The organism is Geodermatophilus sp. SYSU D00710 (genome assembly GCF_054050195.1).
The window spans coordinates 1-16,221 of record NZ_JBJGYX010000085.1 but is presented as its reverse complement, the minus strand read 5'-3'; the positions used below and the strand labels follow the sequence as shown (position 1 = coordinate 16,221).

14 protein-coding genes are annotated in these 16,221 nt (G+C 76.2%); 6 read left to right on the top strand and 8 right to left on the bottom strand.

What is annotated here, in order from left to right:
* Window positions 1-32: 32 nt before the first annotated feature.
* From ACI78U_RS23515 to ACI78U_RS23495, 5 genes are all read right to left on the bottom strand, one after another.
* Window positions 33-2,507, bottom strand: coding sequence for an FtsX-like permease family protein (locus ACI78U_RS23515; protein ID WP_456877825.1), 2,475 nt, complete (start codon window positions 2,505-2,507; stop codon window positions 33-35).
* A gap of 3 nt (window positions 2,508-2,510) precedes the next feature.
* The gene (locus tag ACI78U_RS23510; protein ID WP_456877824.1) at window positions 2,511-3,284 is read right to left on the bottom strand and encodes an ABC transporter ATP-binding protein; all 774 of its coding nucleotides are present in this window, start codon (window positions 3,282-3,284) and stop codon (window positions 2,511-2,513) included.
* Window positions 3,285-3,458: 174 nt separating this feature from the next.
* Window positions 3,459-4,139, bottom strand: a complete 681-nt coding sequence (locus ACI78U_RS23505; RefSeq protein WP_456877823.1) for a response regulator — start codon at window positions 4,137-4,139, stop codon at window positions 3,459-3,461.
* Between the two features lie 26 nt (window positions 4,140-4,165).
* A complete protein-coding gene (locus tag ACI78U_RS23500; protein WP_456877822.1) occupies window positions 4,166-5,353 on the bottom strand; it encodes a sensor histidine kinase in 1,188 nt (395 codons plus the stop codon).
* Between the two features lie 79 nt (window positions 5,354-5,432).
* On the bottom strand, window positions 5,433-5,930 hold the full coding sequence (locus ACI78U_RS23495; RefSeq protein WP_456877821.1) for a MarR family winged helix-turn-helix transcriptional regulator: 498 nt from the start codon (window positions 5,928-5,930) through the stop codon (window positions 5,433-5,435).
* A gap of 87 nt (window positions 5,931-6,017) precedes the next feature.
* Between ACI78U_RS23495 and ACI78U_RS23490 the strand changes: the two genes are divergently transcribed.
* Window positions 6,018-6,581, top strand: a complete 564-nt coding sequence (locus ACI78U_RS23490; RefSeq protein ID WP_456877820.1) for a YceI family protein — start codon at window positions 6,018-6,020, stop codon at window positions 6,579-6,581.
* A 93-nt stretch (window positions 6,582-6,674) separates the two neighbouring features.
* Here ACI78U_RS23490 and ACI78U_RS23485 read toward each other — a convergent pair whose 3' ends face one another.
* Window positions 6,675-7,199: a GNAT family N-acetyltransferase gene (locus ACI78U_RS23485; RefSeq protein ID WP_456877819.1), complete on the bottom strand. Its 525-nt coding sequence runs from the start codon at window positions 7,197-7,199 to the stop codon at window positions 6,675-6,677.
* Between the two features lie 57 nt (window positions 7,200-7,256).
* Here ACI78U_RS23485 and ACI78U_RS23480 point away from each other — a divergent pair, with 57 nt between their 5' ends.
* Window positions 7,257-7,610, top strand: a complete 354-nt coding sequence (locus ACI78U_RS23480; RefSeq protein ID WP_456877818.1) for a hypothetical protein — start codon at window positions 7,257-7,259, stop codon at window positions 7,608-7,610.
* Here ACI78U_RS23480 and ACI78U_RS23475 read toward each other — a convergent pair.
* Entirely contained in the window at window positions 7,597-8,988 is a 1,392-nt protein-coding gene (locus ACI78U_RS23475; protein WP_456877817.1) for an FAD-dependent oxidoreductase, read from the bottom strand. The genes ACI78U_RS23480 and ACI78U_RS23475 overlap by 14 nt on opposite strands.
* Window positions 8,989-9,037: 49 nt before the next feature.
* Entirely contained in the window at window positions 9,038-11,164 is a 2,127-nt protein-coding gene (locus ACI78U_RS23470) for a hypothetical protein (RefSeq protein WP_456877816.1), read from the bottom strand.
* Window positions 11,165-11,457: 293 nt separating this feature from the next.
* On the opposite strand from ACI78U_RS23470, the gene typA reads away from it, so the two are divergent.
* From typA to ACI78U_RS23450, 4 genes are all read left to right on the top strand, one after another.
* Window positions 11,458-13,347, top strand: coding sequence for a translational GTPase TypA (typA, locus tag ACI78U_RS23465; protein WP_456877815.1), 1,890 nt, complete (start codon window positions 11,458-11,460; stop codon window positions 13,345-13,347).
* A 91-nt stretch (window positions 13,348-13,438) separates the two neighbouring features.
* Window positions 13,439-14,497 (top strand): aldose epimerase family protein, encoded by a 1,059-nt coding sequence (locus ACI78U_RS23460; RefSeq protein WP_456877814.1) that lies wholly within the window; start codon window positions 13,439-13,441, stop codon window positions 14,495-14,497.
* Between the two features lie 174 nt (window positions 14,498-14,671).
* Complete coding sequence (locus ACI78U_RS23455) at window positions 14,672-15,163, top strand: DUF5994 family protein (protein ID WP_456877813.1); 492 nt, start codon at window positions 14,672-14,674, stop codon at window positions 15,161-15,163.
* Window positions 15,164-15,223: 60 nt separating this feature from the next.
* On the top strand, window positions 15,224-16,165 hold the full coding sequence (locus ACI78U_RS23450) for an NAD-dependent epimerase/dehydratase family protein (RefSeq protein ID WP_456877812.1): 942 nt from the start codon (window positions 15,224-15,226) through the stop codon (window positions 16,163-16,165).
* Window positions 16,166-16,221: the final 56 nt, after the last annotated feature.

Sequence of the window (16,221 nt, the reverse complement as noted above, 5' to 3'; positions counted from 1 at the left end):
GTGCCCCGGGCACATCCGCGGACGTGCACGACTCACACCGCCGCGAGGGCGGCGACCGGTGCCGTGCGGGCCGCGCGGCGGGCCGGCAGCACCGAGGCGAGCAGCCCCGCGACGGTGGCCACCACGACGATCGCCGCCACCTGCAGCCACGGGACGTCGACCACGACCTCGCCGGCCATGCCGAGCACCGACGCCGTCCCGGTCACCCCGTAGACGCCGCCGAGGACGACGCCGAGCACCGCGGCCACGCCCGACACGAGCACCGCCTCCCACGCCAGGAGCCCGCGCAGCTGCCCGCGGGTGAGCCCCATCGCGCGCAGCAGGCCGTTCTCCTGCCGGCGCTCCACCACCGACAGCGCCAGCGTGTTGCCCACGCCGATCAGGGCGATGACCACCGCGACGCCGAGCAGGCCGGTGACCACCAGCAGCAGCACGTCGAGCACCTCGTCCATCTGCTGGCGAAGGCTGACCACGCCGGTGACCTGGGCGTCGGGCACCGCGGCCCCCACCGTGTCGGTGACCGCGTCGACCACGGCGGCCTGGGCCCCCGCGTCGGCGTCGTCCAGCCGCAGCCAGATCTGCCCCACCGCGGCGTCCGGGGCGAGCGCGGCCAGGTCGGCGGCGGTGAGCAGCAGCGGCGCGTCGTCGTCGACGACCCCGGCCCGCAGCGACAGCGACCGGCCGTCGAGGGCCAGGTCCACCGGCTCGCCGTCGGCCACCGACCAGGAGCGGGCCAGCCACCCGGGCACGAGCACCTGCCCGGGCGCGGGCAGCGGCGTGCCGTCGGTCGACCGCAGCGTCGGCACGGCGGTCGCGAGGTCGACCCCGTGGGCCTGCCACGGCTGACCGTCGGGACCGGCCGGCGAGGCGACCGTCAGCGGCGTCCCGGTCGCGACGCCGTCGAGGTCCGCCAGCCGGGCCGGCAGGGACCCCGGCAGCTCGCCGGAGAGCCCCTCGACGACGACGTCGGCGGGGTACTGCGCGGCCAGCCCCGCGGTCGCTGTGGCCCGGGTCGAGGCGGTGCCCACCACCATCGCGGTGGTCAGCGTGACGCCGATCAGCAGCGCGGTCGCCGTCGCCGCCGTCCGCCGGGGGTTGCGGGTGGCGTTGCCGGCCGCCAGCCGGGCCGGGATCCCGCCGACCCGGGTGACCAGGCCACCGGCCGCGCGGACCACCGGCGGCACCGCGCGCTGGGCGAGCAGGACGACGCCGAGGAAGCTGGCCGCTCCACCCGGCAGGGCCACGAACACGCTCGACACCGCGACGCCGAGGGCGAGCGCCGCCGCCCCGGGGACCAGCAGCGCCAGGCCGAGGACCAGGCGCAGTGCGCCCGGCCGCGACCGCAGCGGCGCCGGGTCCAGCGGCCGCAGCGCGGCCAGCGGCGCCACCCGGGTCGCCGCGCGGGCCGGGGCGAGGGCGGCCACCAGGGTGGTCAGCGTGCCGACGGCCACGCCCGCGAGGACGGCGACCGGCGGCACCGACAGACCCGACAGCGGCACCGGCGACTCGACGTCGCCGGCCAGCGCCGACACCGCCGCGGCCAGCCCGATCCCGGCGCCGACCCCGACCACCGAGGCGGCCAGCCCGGTCACCGCGGCCTCGGCCAGCACGCCGCGGCGCACCTGCCGGGCCGTGGCGCCCACGCAGCGCAGCAGCGCCAGCTCGCGGGTCCGCTGGGCGAGCAGGACGGCGAAGGTGTTGGCGATGACCAGGCCCGCGACGAGCACCGCGACGGTGCCGAAGACCAGCAGGATCGCCGCGAGGGCGGTCGCGTTGCCGAGCATCGACCCCGCGCGGTGCTCGGCCTGCGCGGTGCCGGTGCGCACGGTGAGCTCCGTCCCGGGGAGGGCACCGCGGACCGCGTCGGCCAGCGCCTGCGGGTCGGTGCCGGGCGGGCCGGCGATCCGCAGCTCGACCGGGTCGACCGCGCCCCACGCCTGCGCCTGCGCGGGGGTGGCCCAGGCCCGGCCGTACAGGCCGGCCTCCGGGTCGCCGCCGAGGTCGACGACGCCGGTGACGGTGACGGCGGCGGTGGTCTCGGTGCCGTCGGGGGCGGTGCCGGTCACCTGCAGCACGTCGCCGACGTCTGCGCCGACCCGCTCGCTGACGGCGACCTCGCCGGGCCCGTCGGGCAGCGCGCCGTCGGCCAGCCGCTGCCACCGCAGCGCGGGGTCCTCGGCGACCGCGCCGACCAGCAGGAACTGCGCGCCGGTGCGGCCGGGCGCGACCGCCTGCACGGAGGTCTCCCACTCGGGGGCCACGGCCCGCACGACGTCCAGGGCGGTGAGGGCGGGGACCTCGTCGAGCAGGGAGCTGCCGTCCTCGGAGGTGACCACGGCGTCGACGCCGACGTAGCGGGCGCCGGCGGCGGTGAGCACGGTGCTGCGGGTGGTCTCGTTGAGCACGAGCGTGGCGACCACGAAGCCGGTGGCGAGCACGACGGCCAGGCAGGAGGCGACCAGGCGCGGCAGGTGCGCGCGCAGGCCCGCCAGGGTGGTGGACAGCACCGGTCAGCCCCCGAGCCCGCGGAGCGCGTCCAGCACGGACGCGGCGGTGGGCCGCTCGACCTCCCCGGCCGGGCGGCCGTCGGCGAGCAGCACGACGCGGTCGGCGTAGGAGGCGGCGGTCGGGTCGTGGGTGACCATGACGACGGTCTGGCCGGTCTCGCGGACGCTGCTGCGCAGCAGGTCCAGCACCTCGGCGCCGGCGCGGGAGTCGAGGTTGCCGGTGGGCTCGTCGGCGAAGACGACGTCGGGTCGGGGCAGCAGCGCCCGGGCGATGGCGACCCGCTGCTGCTGGCCGCCGGAGAGCTCCGCGGGGCGGTGCCGCAGCCGCTCGCGCAGCCCGAGCCGGGCGATCACGGCGTCGAACCAGGCCGGGTCGGGACGGCGGCCGGCCAGCCGCATCGGCAGCACGACGTTCTCCCGGGCGTCGAGCACCGGCAGCAGGTTGAACGCCTGGAACACGAAGCCGACCCGGTCGCGGCGCAGCCGGGTGAGCTCGTCGTCGCGCAGCCGGGTCAGCTCGGTGCCGCCCAGGAAGACCTGGCCGGAGGTCGCCGTGTCGAGGCCGGCCAGGCAGTGCATGAGCGTCGACTTGCCCGAGCCCGACGGGCCCATGATCGCGGTGAACTCCCCGCGGCCGAAGGCGACGTCGACGCCGTCGAGGGCGCGGACGGCGGTGTCGCCGGAGCCGTACACCTTCGTCAGGCCGGTGGCGCGGACGGCGGCGGACGACACCGACGCCGGCGGTCCGCCGGGGACGGTCATGACGGGGACGGACACGGGGGACCTCCGCGGGTCGATCGCTGGGACGCAGGGACCCTCGCCGTCCGGCCCGTCCTCCCGCGTCGGACCCGGAGGTGATCTCGCGGTCCTCCCGTGGTCGTAGGTGCCTTCATCGCGATGGAGGCACCCGGTCGTAGGTGCCTTCATCGCGATAAAGGCCCCGGGAACGCGTCAGGCGTCGCGGAGGAGGTCGGCGGGGGAGACCAGCCCGGTGCGGTAGGCCAGGACGACGGCCTGCACGCGGTCGCGCGAGCCGGTCTTGGCGAGCACCCGCCCGACGTGGGTCTTCACCGTCGCCTCGCTGACGAACAGCCGCTGGCCGATCTCGGTGTTGGTGGCGCCGAGCGCCATCTGCACGAGCACCTCGCGCTCGCGCGGGGTCAGATCGGCGAGCTCCGCGCCGCCGCCGGCGACCACGGGGGCCGCCCCGCGCAGCATCGGCGCCACGTGCTGCAGCAGCCGCCGGGTGGAGCTGGCCGCGATCACCGAGTCGCCGGCGTGCACGGTGCGCACCGCGGCGAGCATCTCCACGGGCGGGGCGTCCTTGAGCAGGAAGCCGCTGGCCCCCGCGCCGATCGCGGCGACCACGTACTCGTCGAGGTCGAAGGTGGTCAGCACGACCACCCGCGGCGGGTCGGGCAGCGCGGTGACCCGGCGGGTCGCCTCGATGCCGTCGGTGCCGGGCATGCGGACGTCCATCAGGACGACGTCGGCCGCCGTCCGCTCGAGCAGCCGCACCGCCGCCTCGCCGTCGCCGGCCTCCCCGACGACGGTGAGGTCGGGCTGTGAGTCGATGACCATCCGGAAGCCCGCGCGGACCATCTGCTGGTCGTCGACCAGCACCACACGCACGGGTCGCCCCGCGGGGCCACCCGGGGTCACCGGGCACCGCCCAGCGGCAGCACGGCGTGCACCCGCCAGCCGCCCCCGGCGTGCGGGCCGGCCTCCACCCGCCCGCGGTGCAGCTGCGCCCGCTCCTGCATGCCCCGCAGGCCCTGCCCGGCGCCGGCGCCCCCGGCCACCGCCGCCGCGGCGCCCCGGCCGTCGTCGAGCACCGAGAGCTCGAGGGAGTCCGGGCGCCAGTGCAGCCGCACCCAGGCCCGCACGTCCGGCCCGGCGTGCTTGAGCACGTTGGTCAGGGACTCCTGCACGATCCGGTAGGCGGCCAGCTGGGGGCCGGCGGCCATCGGTCGCGGCTCGCCCTCCACCAGCAGGTCGACGTCGAGCCCGCTGGCCCGGACGTCGTCCACGAGCGCGGGGACGGCCGCGACGTCGGGCTGCGGGGCGTACTGCTCGGCCGGGCCGTCGCGGAGCACGCCGAGGAGCGCGCGCATGTCGGTGAGCGCCTGCCGGCCGGTGGCGGCGATCGCCTCGAGGGCGCCGGTGGCGGCGCCGGGGTCGGCCCGCCCGGCGTAGCGGCCGCCGTCGGCCTGGGCGATGACCACCGACAGGGAGTGCGCGACGACGTCGTGCATCTCGCGGGCGATGCGGGCCCGCTCGGCGGTGGCGGCCAGCCGCATCTCCTGGTCGCGCTCGATCTCCAGCAGCCGCGCCCGCTCGGCCAGGCCGGAGAGCTCCGCGAGCCGGGCGCGGCGCAGGTCCCCCAGGGCCCAGGCGGCGACCACCGCCACGGCGATGGAGGCGGCCGGCACGAGGAAGGTCTCGCCGAGGTCGGCCGCGTAGTAGCGGGCCGCGGCCAGGACGGCGCCGGCGAGGCCGAGCACCAGCCCGGCCCGGCCGGCCCAGCGCGGCGCGTAGGCGGCCAGTGCGTGCACCATCACCAGCGCCGCCACGTTGGCCGGCAGGAACACGTCGACCGCCGCCAGCTCGAGCAGTGCGGCCGCGGTCACCGCCGCCGCCGCGGCGACCGGGGCGCGGCGGCGCCAGGCGAGGGGGACCAGCAGGAGCAGGCTGACGAGGAGGGCCGGGCCCTCGCCGGGGCCGGCGCCGCCGCCGAAGGAGACCAGGACCAGCCCGACCAGTGCGCCGGTGATCGCGACGTCGACGGCGAACGGCCGGGAGCGCAGCGCCGTCGCGAGCTGCTCGAGGGGTGGGCGCTGGTCCATCGGCGCCGACCCTAGGCAGCGCGGGCGGGCGCGTCGTCCACCCGGGGGAGGACCCGCCGGTCGTCCTCCGGGAGGAGCGTCAGGACGGGTCGAGGTGGCGCAGCAGGGTCTCGCCGATGTCCCGCATCGCCGCGACCTGCTCGGGGGAGAGCTGGTCGAACAGGTGGGTGCGCACGCTCTCCACGTGGATCGGCGCGGCCGCCTCGAGCGCGGCGAGACCCTCGTCGGTGAGCACGGCGAGCAGGCCGCGGCCGTCCTCGGGGCACTCCTGGCGGCGGATCCAGCCGCGTTCCTCGAGGCGGGACACGGCGTGCGACAGGCGGCTGCGCGAGGACAGGCAGCGGTCGGCGAGCTCGCTCATGCGCATCCGGCGCTCGGGCGTCTCCGACAGCTGGACGAGGATCTCGTAGTAGGCGTGCGGGATGCCGGTGGCGCGGGTCAGCTCGCGCTCGAGCCGGTCCTGCAGCAGCTGGGTGCTGTAGAGCCAGGCGCGCCAGGCCTTCTGCTCCTCGGCGTCGAGCCAGCGCGTCTCCCGGGGGTCCGGCTGGTGTGTCCGGGGCGACACGTCGGTGGTCATGCCTCCAGGGTACTGGCGGAATAATCAAACGCTCAACTACGCTCAGGGCACCGTAGTCAAACGCTCAACCACCCGAGAGGTCCTGACATGACCAGCACCACCGCCGTCCAGATCCCCGGCTACGTCGCGGGCACCTGGGACATCGACGCCGCGCACTCCACGGTCGGCTTCTCCGTCCGCCACATGATGGTGAGCAAGGTCCGCGGCTACTTCACCCAGTTCTCCGGCGAGATCGTCACCGCCGAGGACCCGGCCCGGTCGTCGGTGACCGCCACCATCGACATGGACTCGATCGACACCCGTCAGGAGCAGCGCGACGCGCACATCCGCTCGGCGGACTTCTTCGACGTCGGCAACCACACCGTCATGACCTTCCGCTCCACCCGGGTCGTCGCCGACGGTGAGGACTGGGCGGTCGAGGGTGACCTGACCATCAAGGGCATCACCAAGCCGGTCACCCTCCGGCTCGAGGTCAACGGCTTCGGCCGCGACGCCTACGGCGGCACCCGCGCCGGCTTCAGCGCGAAGACCTCCATCTCCCGCAAGGCCTTCGGCGTCGACATCGACATGCCGATGGACGGCGGCGGCGTCGTGGTCGGCGACAAGATCGAGATCGAGCTCGAGATCGAGGCCGTGCTCCGCACCGCCTGACGACGGAACCCGTTCCCCTGGGACGTCACCTCTGAGGGGCCCCGGACGACACGGTCGTCCGGGGCCCTCGGCGTCTGAGGGCGCCGACCCGGGCTACGGCATGGCCGGGTTCAGCCGCTGGAACAGCACGTGGTCCTGCCAGCGCCCGGCGATCCGCAGGTACTGCGGCGCCAGCCCGAACCGGGTGAACCCGTTGCGCTCCAGCACCCGCTGGGACCCGGCGTTGTGCCGCAGCGTTCCGGCCTCCACCCGGTGCAGCCCGAGGTCGTCGAAGGCGATCCGCAGCATCGCCGCGACCGCAGCCGTCGCGTGCCCGCGGCCGTTGGCGGCCGACCGGATCCAGTAGCCGACGCTGCACGACAGGAACGCGCCGCGGACGACGTTGCTCAGGCTGATCCGGCCCACCACCTGCCCCGCGCCGTCGAGGACCACGTGCGGCAGCCGGAGGCCGAGCCGGTGCTGCTCCAGCACGAACCGGATCTCCTCGCGCTGGACGGCCTCGGTGGCCCAGCCCTCCTCGCGCGCCGGCTCCCAGGGCGCGAAGAACTCGCGGTCCTCCTCCGCGATGCGGGCGAGGACCGGTGCGTCGTCCAGGGCCAGGAGGCGCGTCGTGGTCATCCCCGCACCCTCGCAGAGCCGGCCCCGGCCCCGGCCGGGGCCGGGGACACTGCAGTCATGACGACGTCCGTGCTGACCCGCGCCCGCACCCGGCTGTCCTCCGCCGTCCTCGTGGCCGCCGGGCTCGCGGCGGGGTTCGGCGTCGCGCAGGGCACCGGCATCCGGGCCCTCGGCGGCGCGGTGTTCGCCGCCGCCGGCCTCGGCGCGGCCGCCCTGTGGGTGCCGCGCCGCGGCTGGGCGGTCGCCCTCGGGCTCGGCGCGCTCTACGTGGGCGCGTTCGTCCTGGCGCACGTGCTCGCCCTCGGCGCCGGGCTGCCGGCCTGGCTCGCGGTGGGCCTGGTCACGGTCGCCGCCGCGGGGGTGACGTACGCGGTGGCCGACCGCCCGGGGACGGCGGTCAGCGCCCGCTGACCGCCGTGCCGGCGGGCTCGCGCCGGGCGGGGAACGAGTCGACGGACCGGGCCCCGGTCCCGCGCCGGCCGCTCCCGCGCAGCACCCGGAACGCCAGTCCCGGGGCCAGCAGGCCCTCGGGGCGGTCGAGCAGGTTGACCACGCGCAGGAACGCCCGCGCCACGACCGGGTCGTGCTCCGCCGCGACGTGCAGCCGCTCCAGGTAGGCGTTGACCGCCCGGACCCTGGGCGTCCGCCGGCCTGCCACGCCGGGGAAGCGCAGGTCCCCGCCGACGGAGACGTCCCAGGCGACGTCGACGATGCGGGCCGCGGCCGGCAGGAAGCGGCGCGCCAGCCCGCCGGCGCCCTCGGCCAGGCAGGAGCGCAGCTGCACGGCCTCGGCGGCGGCGACGGTCATCCCCTGCCCGTAGACGGGGTCGAAGCTCGCGATGGCGTCCCCGACGACGAGGTAGCCGGCGGGGAACCGGTGCAGCCGCTCGTAGCGCCGGCGGGTGCTCACCGGGTACCGGAACCGGACGGCGTCCGACAGCGGCTCGGCCTCCCGCACGACCTCGTGCAGCAGGGGGGAGGGCAGCGTCGCGGTGTAGGCCGTGAAGCCGTCGTGGTCCAGGGGCGGGGCGTCGCCGAGGATCCCCCCGACGGAGACGATCCACCGGTCGTCCTCCTGGGGGATCGCCACCCCGCCGCGAGGGCGGTCCGGGGTGGCGGCGACGGACGCGCCGTCCGGGCCCGACGGGTCGCGGCGGTAGGACCGCGACGCGTAGGCCAGGCCGATGTGCACCTGCTCGGTCTCCGGAGCGGGGTGGCCCAGGGCCTCCAGCCACTGCGGGCTCCGCGACCCCCGCCCGGTGGCGTCCACGACGAGGTCGGCCGGGAGCACCTGCGCGGAACCGTCCGCGGCGCCGTCGAGCACCCGCAGGCCGGTGACCCGGCTCCCGTCCCTCGACGCGGCCAGGCCGGCGGCGTCGCACCCGCCGCGGATCTCGACGTTGCCCAGCGCCCGCACCCGGGCGCGCACGCGGGCCTCCAGCAACGGCCGGCTGACCCCCAGCCCGAGCAGGCCGGAGGGCTCCTGGCACAGCAGCCGGCCACCGTTGACCCACCGGAACCCCGACTGCAGGTCGGTGCTGGACACCCCCAGACCGGTCAGCTCGGCGGTGAGCCCGGGGAAGAGCTCCTCCAGCAGCTCGCGGCCGCGGGCCAGCAACCCGTGCGCGTGCCGGCCCTGCGGCACGCCGCGGCGGGCGGTCGGTTCGTCGGTGACGGGGTCGCGGTCGACGACCGTCACGGAGTCGTGGGTCTCGCTCAGCACGCGGGCGGCCAGCAGCCCGCCCATGCCGGCTCCGACGACGACGGCGTGGTCGGTGTGCTCGGACATCGTGTCCTCCTCGGGAGGTCGGGGAGGACACGGTCGGCCGGGGGACTGCTCACCCGACAGGTCGCCCGGTGCTCACTCCCTGCCCGGCGCCGCGGAGCTCCCGCTCCCACAGCCAGGCCGTGATCCGCTCGATGCCGGACCCGAGGTGGCGGCGGTAGGTCGAGAAGGGCAGCCCCAGCCGTTCGGCGGCCGCCTCCTGGGTGGGCACGCCGCGGAAGAACGTCGTGGCGACCGCCCGGTGCAGCCTGGCGTCCCGCGGGTCACCGGCGAGGGAGTCCGTCGCCTCGACGAGGAGGTCGGCCAGGGCCTCGGCGGGGGCCCGCCCCCGGGCCGCGTCGGTCACCACCCGGGACCGGCACAGCGGGTTGCGGCCCAGGTCGCCGGGCCGGCGGGCGGAGCGCAGCGCGTCCCTGACGGCGGCCGCGAACTCCGGCGCGGAGAGCACGGTCCGCTGGGGCGGATCGACCGCCGGCGCGGCCGGTCGCCCGTCACCGGCGAGCTCGAGGCCGGCCAGGGCACCGAACCACTCGGCCATCGGCACCGCCCGCCAGTCGTGTGCGAAGAGCGTGAACGGACGGCCGCCCACGGTCGCCTGCCCGGCCGGGTGGTGGTCGATGTAGGCCATCTGAGGTGCCCAGAAGCCCGGGTCGGCCAGGACGAGGAAGGACAGGGCCGGTCCCGGCGGCGAGGTCCAGCCGTGCGCGCAGTCGATCTGGATCCGGTCCATGACCGGGGAGGGCCGCTGGTAGGACCCCGGGACGACGAAGGTCCGCAGCACGTCCAGCTGCTCACCCGGGCGCAGGGGCCCGGTGGCGTCGACGTGCGCCCAGGCCGCGGCGACCACGGGGTCGGTGGCGAGGTCGGCCGGATCCGGCTCGGACAGCCGCAGGTGCAGCGCGAAGCCGACCGGTCCGGGCTCGCCCGCCCGGCGGTACACGGTGCAGCCCCCTGCTCGCCGGTCGAGCCAGTGGGCCAGCACCCGCGCGGACTCGTCGCCCTCGGCCGTGCGGGTCATCGCCAGCAGCGCGGCGCGGTCGGCGGCGCCCGGGGTGTCCGGGTAGACGCCGTCCTCCACGTCCCAGGTGAGGAACGGCGCGAACACCGGGTTGCGCCGGTGCAGGAACATGAGGTCCCGCCAGGTGCGGGCGCCGTCGAGCGGGTTGCGGCGGTGCCGGTCGAGGAGGTGTGCACGGATCCGCCGGTGCAGGTCGGCGTACCGGTCGGGGTCCCGCCAGCGCAGCTCCGCGTCGAGGACGTCGCGGGCGAGGTCGTGCGGGTGGAGGCCGTCGGCGGCCCGCTCCACGAACGACCGCCCCCACAGCCACCGGAAGAGCTCGTCGGCCTCCGCCTCCGGGAGGGCCGCGCGCAGCAGCGACTCCGTGGTCACCCGCGCGTGCGCGCACACCTCGAGCGCCGCGCGGTGCTGCGGCGAGGGCGCCTCGTCGACGATCCGCTCGAGCAGGACCCGCAGCAGGTCGGGGCCGCCGGGCCCGGCCGCCGGGACCGGGACGCCGGACGCCGACGCCGTCTCCGCCACCAGGCACAGGGCCAGCGGGTGGCCGCCGGCGAAGCGCAGGGCCTCCTCCCGCACCGGTGGCGGGACACCGCGGGCGGCCAGGAGTCCGGTGGCGTCGTCCGGCGGCAGGTTCCGCAGGGCGACGACCCGGAGCAGTCCCTGCCACGCGGGGTCGAACCGCCAGGCGCTCTCGGGCGGCTCCCGCCCGGCGACGACGGTGAGCGCGTCCGCGGGCAGCCGCGGGAGGAGCCGCTCGCGCAGCCATCCCTGGAGACCCGAGCACCGCTCGAAGGTGTCGACGACCAGCAGCAGCCGGCCGAGGTCGTGCAGGGCCGGGACCGGGTCCTCGCCGGCCGGCAGGCCGAGCTCCTCGGCCAGCGCGGCGAGCAGGCCGTCCGGGGACGGCGTGACGGCGCGGCCGTCGACCACCACGGCGGTCACCCCGGACGCCTCGGCGTCGAGCACGACCCTGCGCAGCAGCGCGGTCTTGCCGATCCCGCCGGGCCCGTGGAAGAACACCACCGCGGCGCCCGGGTCACCGGCCAGCGTGGCCGCGACGAGTTCGCGTTCGGCGTGGCGGCCCACGAACGCCGCCGACCCCGCGCGGCCCAGCCGCGCGGCGAGATCGGTCCTCCCGGCTGCCCGGCCGCGGACGCCCACCCGCGGAGGCTAGCGCCGGACCCGGCGCGTGCGGGCGCCCGTCGCCGCCCCGGTACGGCCGGCGGTGAGTCTCGTCACGATCGCCGCCGCGGGGGTGACGTACGCGGTGGCCGACCGGTCCTGACGTGCTGGAACGGCCTCGGTCCAGAGGCTCGTCCCGAGCCTGCGAGGGACGAGGGGGACCGAGGTCCTTCTACTAGAGTGGGAAGGTCGCCGGGCCGGCGGCCGTTGTCCCAGATGCCCGCGAGCGCGTACTGCCGCGGGATCCCCTGACTCCTCGAGGTGCCTCCCGCATGCCCACCCGCGACGACCTGCGCAACGTGGCGATCATCGCCCACGTCGACCACGGGAAGACCACCCTGGTCGACGCCCTCCTCCGCCAGGCCGGAGCTCTCGGCCGCGCCAAGGGCGAGGGCACCGACGCCGACGAGACGCAGACGCGCGTCATGGACTCGATGGACCTCGAGCGCGAGCGCGGCATCACCATCCTGGCCAAGAACACCGCCATCCGGCTGGCCGACGACGAGGGCAACCCGGTCACGGTCAACATCGTCGACACCCCCGGCCACGCCGACTTCGGCGGCGAGGTCGAGCGCGGCCTGTCCATGGTCGACGGCGTCGTCCTGCTCGTCGACGCCTCCGAGGGCCCGCTGCCGCAGACCCGCTTCGTGCTGCGCAAGGCGCTCGGCAAGGGGATGCCGGTCATCCTCGTGGTCAACAAGACCGACCGCTCCGACGCCCGCATCGCCGAGGTCGTCGACGAGACCTACGAGCTGTTCATGGAGCTGCTCGAGGACAACGGCCTGGACACCGACGCCCTCGAGTTCCCGATCGTCTACTCCAACGGCAAGACCGGGCAGGCCTCGCTCACCCGGCCCGCCGACGGCGAGAGCCCCGACAGTCCCGACCTCGCGCCGCTGGTGAAGACGCTCCTGGAGACCATCCCGGCGCCGACCTACGACGCCGAGGAGCCGCTGCGCGCGCAGGTCACCAACCTCGACGCCTCGCCCTACCTCGGCCGGCTGGCGCTGCTGCGCATCCACTCCGGCACGATGAAGAACGGCCAGCAGGTCGCCTGGTGCCGCACCGACGGCACCGTGCAGCGGGTCAAGATCACCGAGCTGCTGATGACCGAGGGCCTCACCCGCACCCCGGCCGACAGTGCCGGCCCCGGCGACCTCGTGGCCATCGCCGGCATCGAGGACATCATGATCGGCGACACCCTCGCCGATCCCAACGACCCGCGCCCGCTGCCGCCGCTGACCGTCGACGAGCCGTCGATCTCGATCACCATCGGCATCAACACCTCGCCGATCTCCGGCCGCTCGGGCAAGAAGCTCACCGCCCGGCTGATCAAGAACCGCCTCGACCAGGAGCTCGTGGGCAACGTCTCGGTGCGCATGCTGCCCACCGAGCGCCCCGACACCTGGGAGATGCAGGGCCGCGGCGAGCTGGCGCTGGCCATCCTGGTCGAGCAGCTGCGCCGCGAGGAGTTCGAGCTCACCGTCGGCCGCCCGCAGGTGGTCACCAAGGAGATCGACGGCCGGCTCCACGAGCCGGTCGAGCGGGTCACCATCGACACCCCGGGCGAGTACGTCGGCACGCTCACCCAGGCGCTGGCCGCGCGCCGCGGGCGCATGGAGAACCTGGTCCACCACGACACCGGGTGGGCGCGGATGGAGTACGTCGTCCCCTCGCGCGGCCTGATCGGGTTCCGCACCGAGTTCCTCACCGAGACCCGCGGCACCGGCGTCCTCAACCACAACCTCGAGGGCTACGAGCCGTGGATGGGCGACATGCGCGCCCGGCCCACCGGGTCCCTGGTGGCCGACCGGCAGGGCGTGGCGACGTCGTACGCGATGTTCTCGCTGCAGGAGCGCGGCTCGATGATGGTCGCCCCGGGCACCGAGGTGTACGAGGGCATGATCGTCGGGGAGAACTCCCGGCCCGACGACATGGACGTCAACATCACCAAGGAGAAGAAGCTCACCAACATGCGGTCCTCGACCGCGGAGGAGCTCGAGCGGCTGATCCCGCCGCGGATCCTGAACCTGGAGCAGGCGCTGGAGTTCTGCGCCGAGGACGAGTGCGTCGAGGTCACGCCGGCCGCCGTCCGCGTGCGCAAGGTGATCCTCGACCAGAACGAGCGCGGCAAGGCCAAGAACCGCAAGCCCAGGGCCTGAGGTCGCGGGAGGGGCCCGGTCCGCACCGCGGACCGGGCCCCTGCCGTCTCCCCGGCGGGCACGACCGGCGGCGAGGCGGGAGGGTGGCCGCATGAGCGCGACCGTCGAGCCCTTCGGGACCACACCCGACGGCACCGCCGTCGAGCGCTGGACGCTGACCGCCGGTGCGGTGACCGCGCGCGTGCTCACCTACGGCGGGGTGGTCCAGACCCTGGAGGTGCCCGACGCCGACGGCGGGGTGGCCAACGTCGTCCTCGGCCACCCCGACCTCGCGGGCTACCTCGACGCGGACGACCCCTACCTGGGCGCGCTGGTCGGCCGCTACGGCAACCGCATCGCCGGGGGGCGGTTCACCCTCGACGGTGCGACCCACCAGGTGCCGGCCAACGACGGCCCCAACACCCTGCACGGCGGGCCCGTGGGCTTCTCGGACCGGGTGTGGACCGCCACCGACGTGGGCGACGGCGAGGTGGCCGCCTTGCGGCTGCACCTGGTCAGCGCGGACGGCGACCAGGGCTTCCCCGGCACCCTGACCGCGACGGTCACCTACACCCTGGACCCCGGAGCGCGGCTGACCGTGCACTACGAGGCGACGACCGACGCCCCGACCGTCGTCAACCTCACGCAGCACACCTACTGGAACCTCGCCGGCGAGGGCGCCGGCGACGTCTACGACCACCTGCTGCAGCTCGACGCCGGTCGCTTCACCCCGGTCGACCGCACGCAGATCCCGACCGGCGAGCTCGCCCCGGTGGAGGGCACGCCGTTCGACTTCCGGGAGCCCACTCCGATCGGCGCGCGCATCCGCGAGGCCGACGAGCAGCTGCTCCGCGGGCAGGGCTACGACCACAACTGGGTGCTCGACCGCGAGGACGACGGCGCGCTCCGGCGCGCGGCCGTGCTGCACGACCCGCGCAGCGGCCGGACGCTGACCGTGCGGACGACCGAGCCGGGCATCCAGTTCTACTCGGGCAACCTCCTCGACGGCACGCTCGTGGGCACCGGCGGCGGGGTCTACCGCCAGGGCGACGGCGTGGCCCTGGAGACCCAGCACTTCCCCGACTCGCCCAACCGGCCGGACTTCCCCTCGACGGAGCTCCGCCCGGGCGAGGTGTACGTCAGCACGACGGAGTTCGACCTGGGCACCTGAGCCCTCGCTCGGCCGAGGTGTCGTGACGGGCCCGTGACCGCTCGTGATGACCGGCCGGGAGCGGCCGACAGGCCCGGCGCCGGCTCGCGGGGACGCGCGGGCACGCCGACCTACGGTTCTGCCGCGGGCCCGGACGCGGGTCCGCGGCACGGCGAGCGGGAGGCGGGAGCGCAGATGACCCAGGCGGTGCGGGGACCGGAGGGGTTCCGCGGCGGCATCGACGTCCGGGTGAGCCTGCGCGCGGACGCCGGGTCGGGGGAGAACGCCTTCGACGGCGCCTGGTTCCCGCGCAGCCGCGACCTCGCCGTCGAGGTGCCCGAGCTGGTGGCGGCCCTCGACCGGCGCGGCGTCCGCGTCGAGCGGTTCACCCACGCGCTCGAGCCGTGGCTGCCCGCGCCGCGCAAGCTCGTGGTCGACGGCCGCATCGTGCGCACCGGCGGCTTCCGCAGCATGGACCCGGGCGTGGTGTGCCTGAGCTGGGCCGGCGGCAACCGGGTCGCCGACCTGCTGGTGGTCCCTCCGGAGACCGACGTCATCACCGGCGTGCGCGCGCTGCGGCTGTGCACCCGCCGCGGGCTGCCCCGCTCCCCGCAGATGGTGCTGGCCGCCGCCCGGTCCCAGCCCCTGCCGCAGGTCCCGGGCCTGCCCACCACCCGCGCGGTCTAGCTCCTTCCGCCGTCCGCGAACCGGGTGGACGGCGGGCGGCGGGTGCACTGGGCTGCGGGCATGCGACTCCTGGTCCTCGGCGGCACCGCCTTCCTCGGCCGGCACGTGACGACGGCGGCGCTCGGCCGGGCCCCGGAGGGTGTCCGCGCGCTGCACGGCGACCGGGACGACCCCGACGCCCTGCCGCGGGCGCTGGGCGACTGGGCGCCGGAGCTCGTGGTCGACACGTCCTGCCAGACCCGCGCGGCGGCGGACAACGCCGCCGCCGGGCTGCGCGGTGCCGGCGTCCGCGGCTACGCCTTCGTCAGCAGCCTCAACGCCTACTCGACCTGGCCGCCGGGTCCCGTCCCCGACGAGCGGGACCGGACCTGGGACGGTGACGAGGACGAGTACGGCCCGGTCAAGGCGCACGCCGAGCGCGTCCTGGGCGCGGCGTTCCCCGGCCGGTTCCTGACCGCGCGGGCGGGGCTCATCGTCGGCCCCGACGACAACGTGCGCCGGCTGCCCTGGTGGCTCGAGCGCATCGCCCGCGGCGGCCGGGTCGTCGTCCCCGATGCGCTGGACCAGCCGATCGCGCTGGTCGACGTCCGTGACCTGGCCGGCTGGCTGGTGGAGATGGCCGAGCGCGGCACCGACGGTCCGGTCAACGCCACCGGGCCGGCCGGGATGACCACCCTCGGGGACCTGCTGCGGACCTGCCGGGAGGTCACCGGCAGCGACGCGGAGCTGGTGCCGGTGCCCGAGGAGGAGCTGCTCGCCGCGGGCGTCGAGCCGTGGCTGCACCTGCCGCTGTGGCTGCCCCGGGAGACGGCGACGACGGCGTGGGACGTCGGCACCGCCCGCGCCCGCGAGCTCGGCCTGCCCTCCCGGCCGCTGCGCGAGACGGTCACCGACACCTGGGCCTGGCTGCGGGGCGACCCGGTCCGGCTGCCCCCGCCGCACGGCCTGCCCGAGCCGGGCCTGCCCGCGGACCTCGAGACGGCGCTGCTGTCCGCGCGATGATCAGGTGACCTGATCGTGCGGCGTCCTCCCTCACGGTGGGACGTGAGGGAGGACGC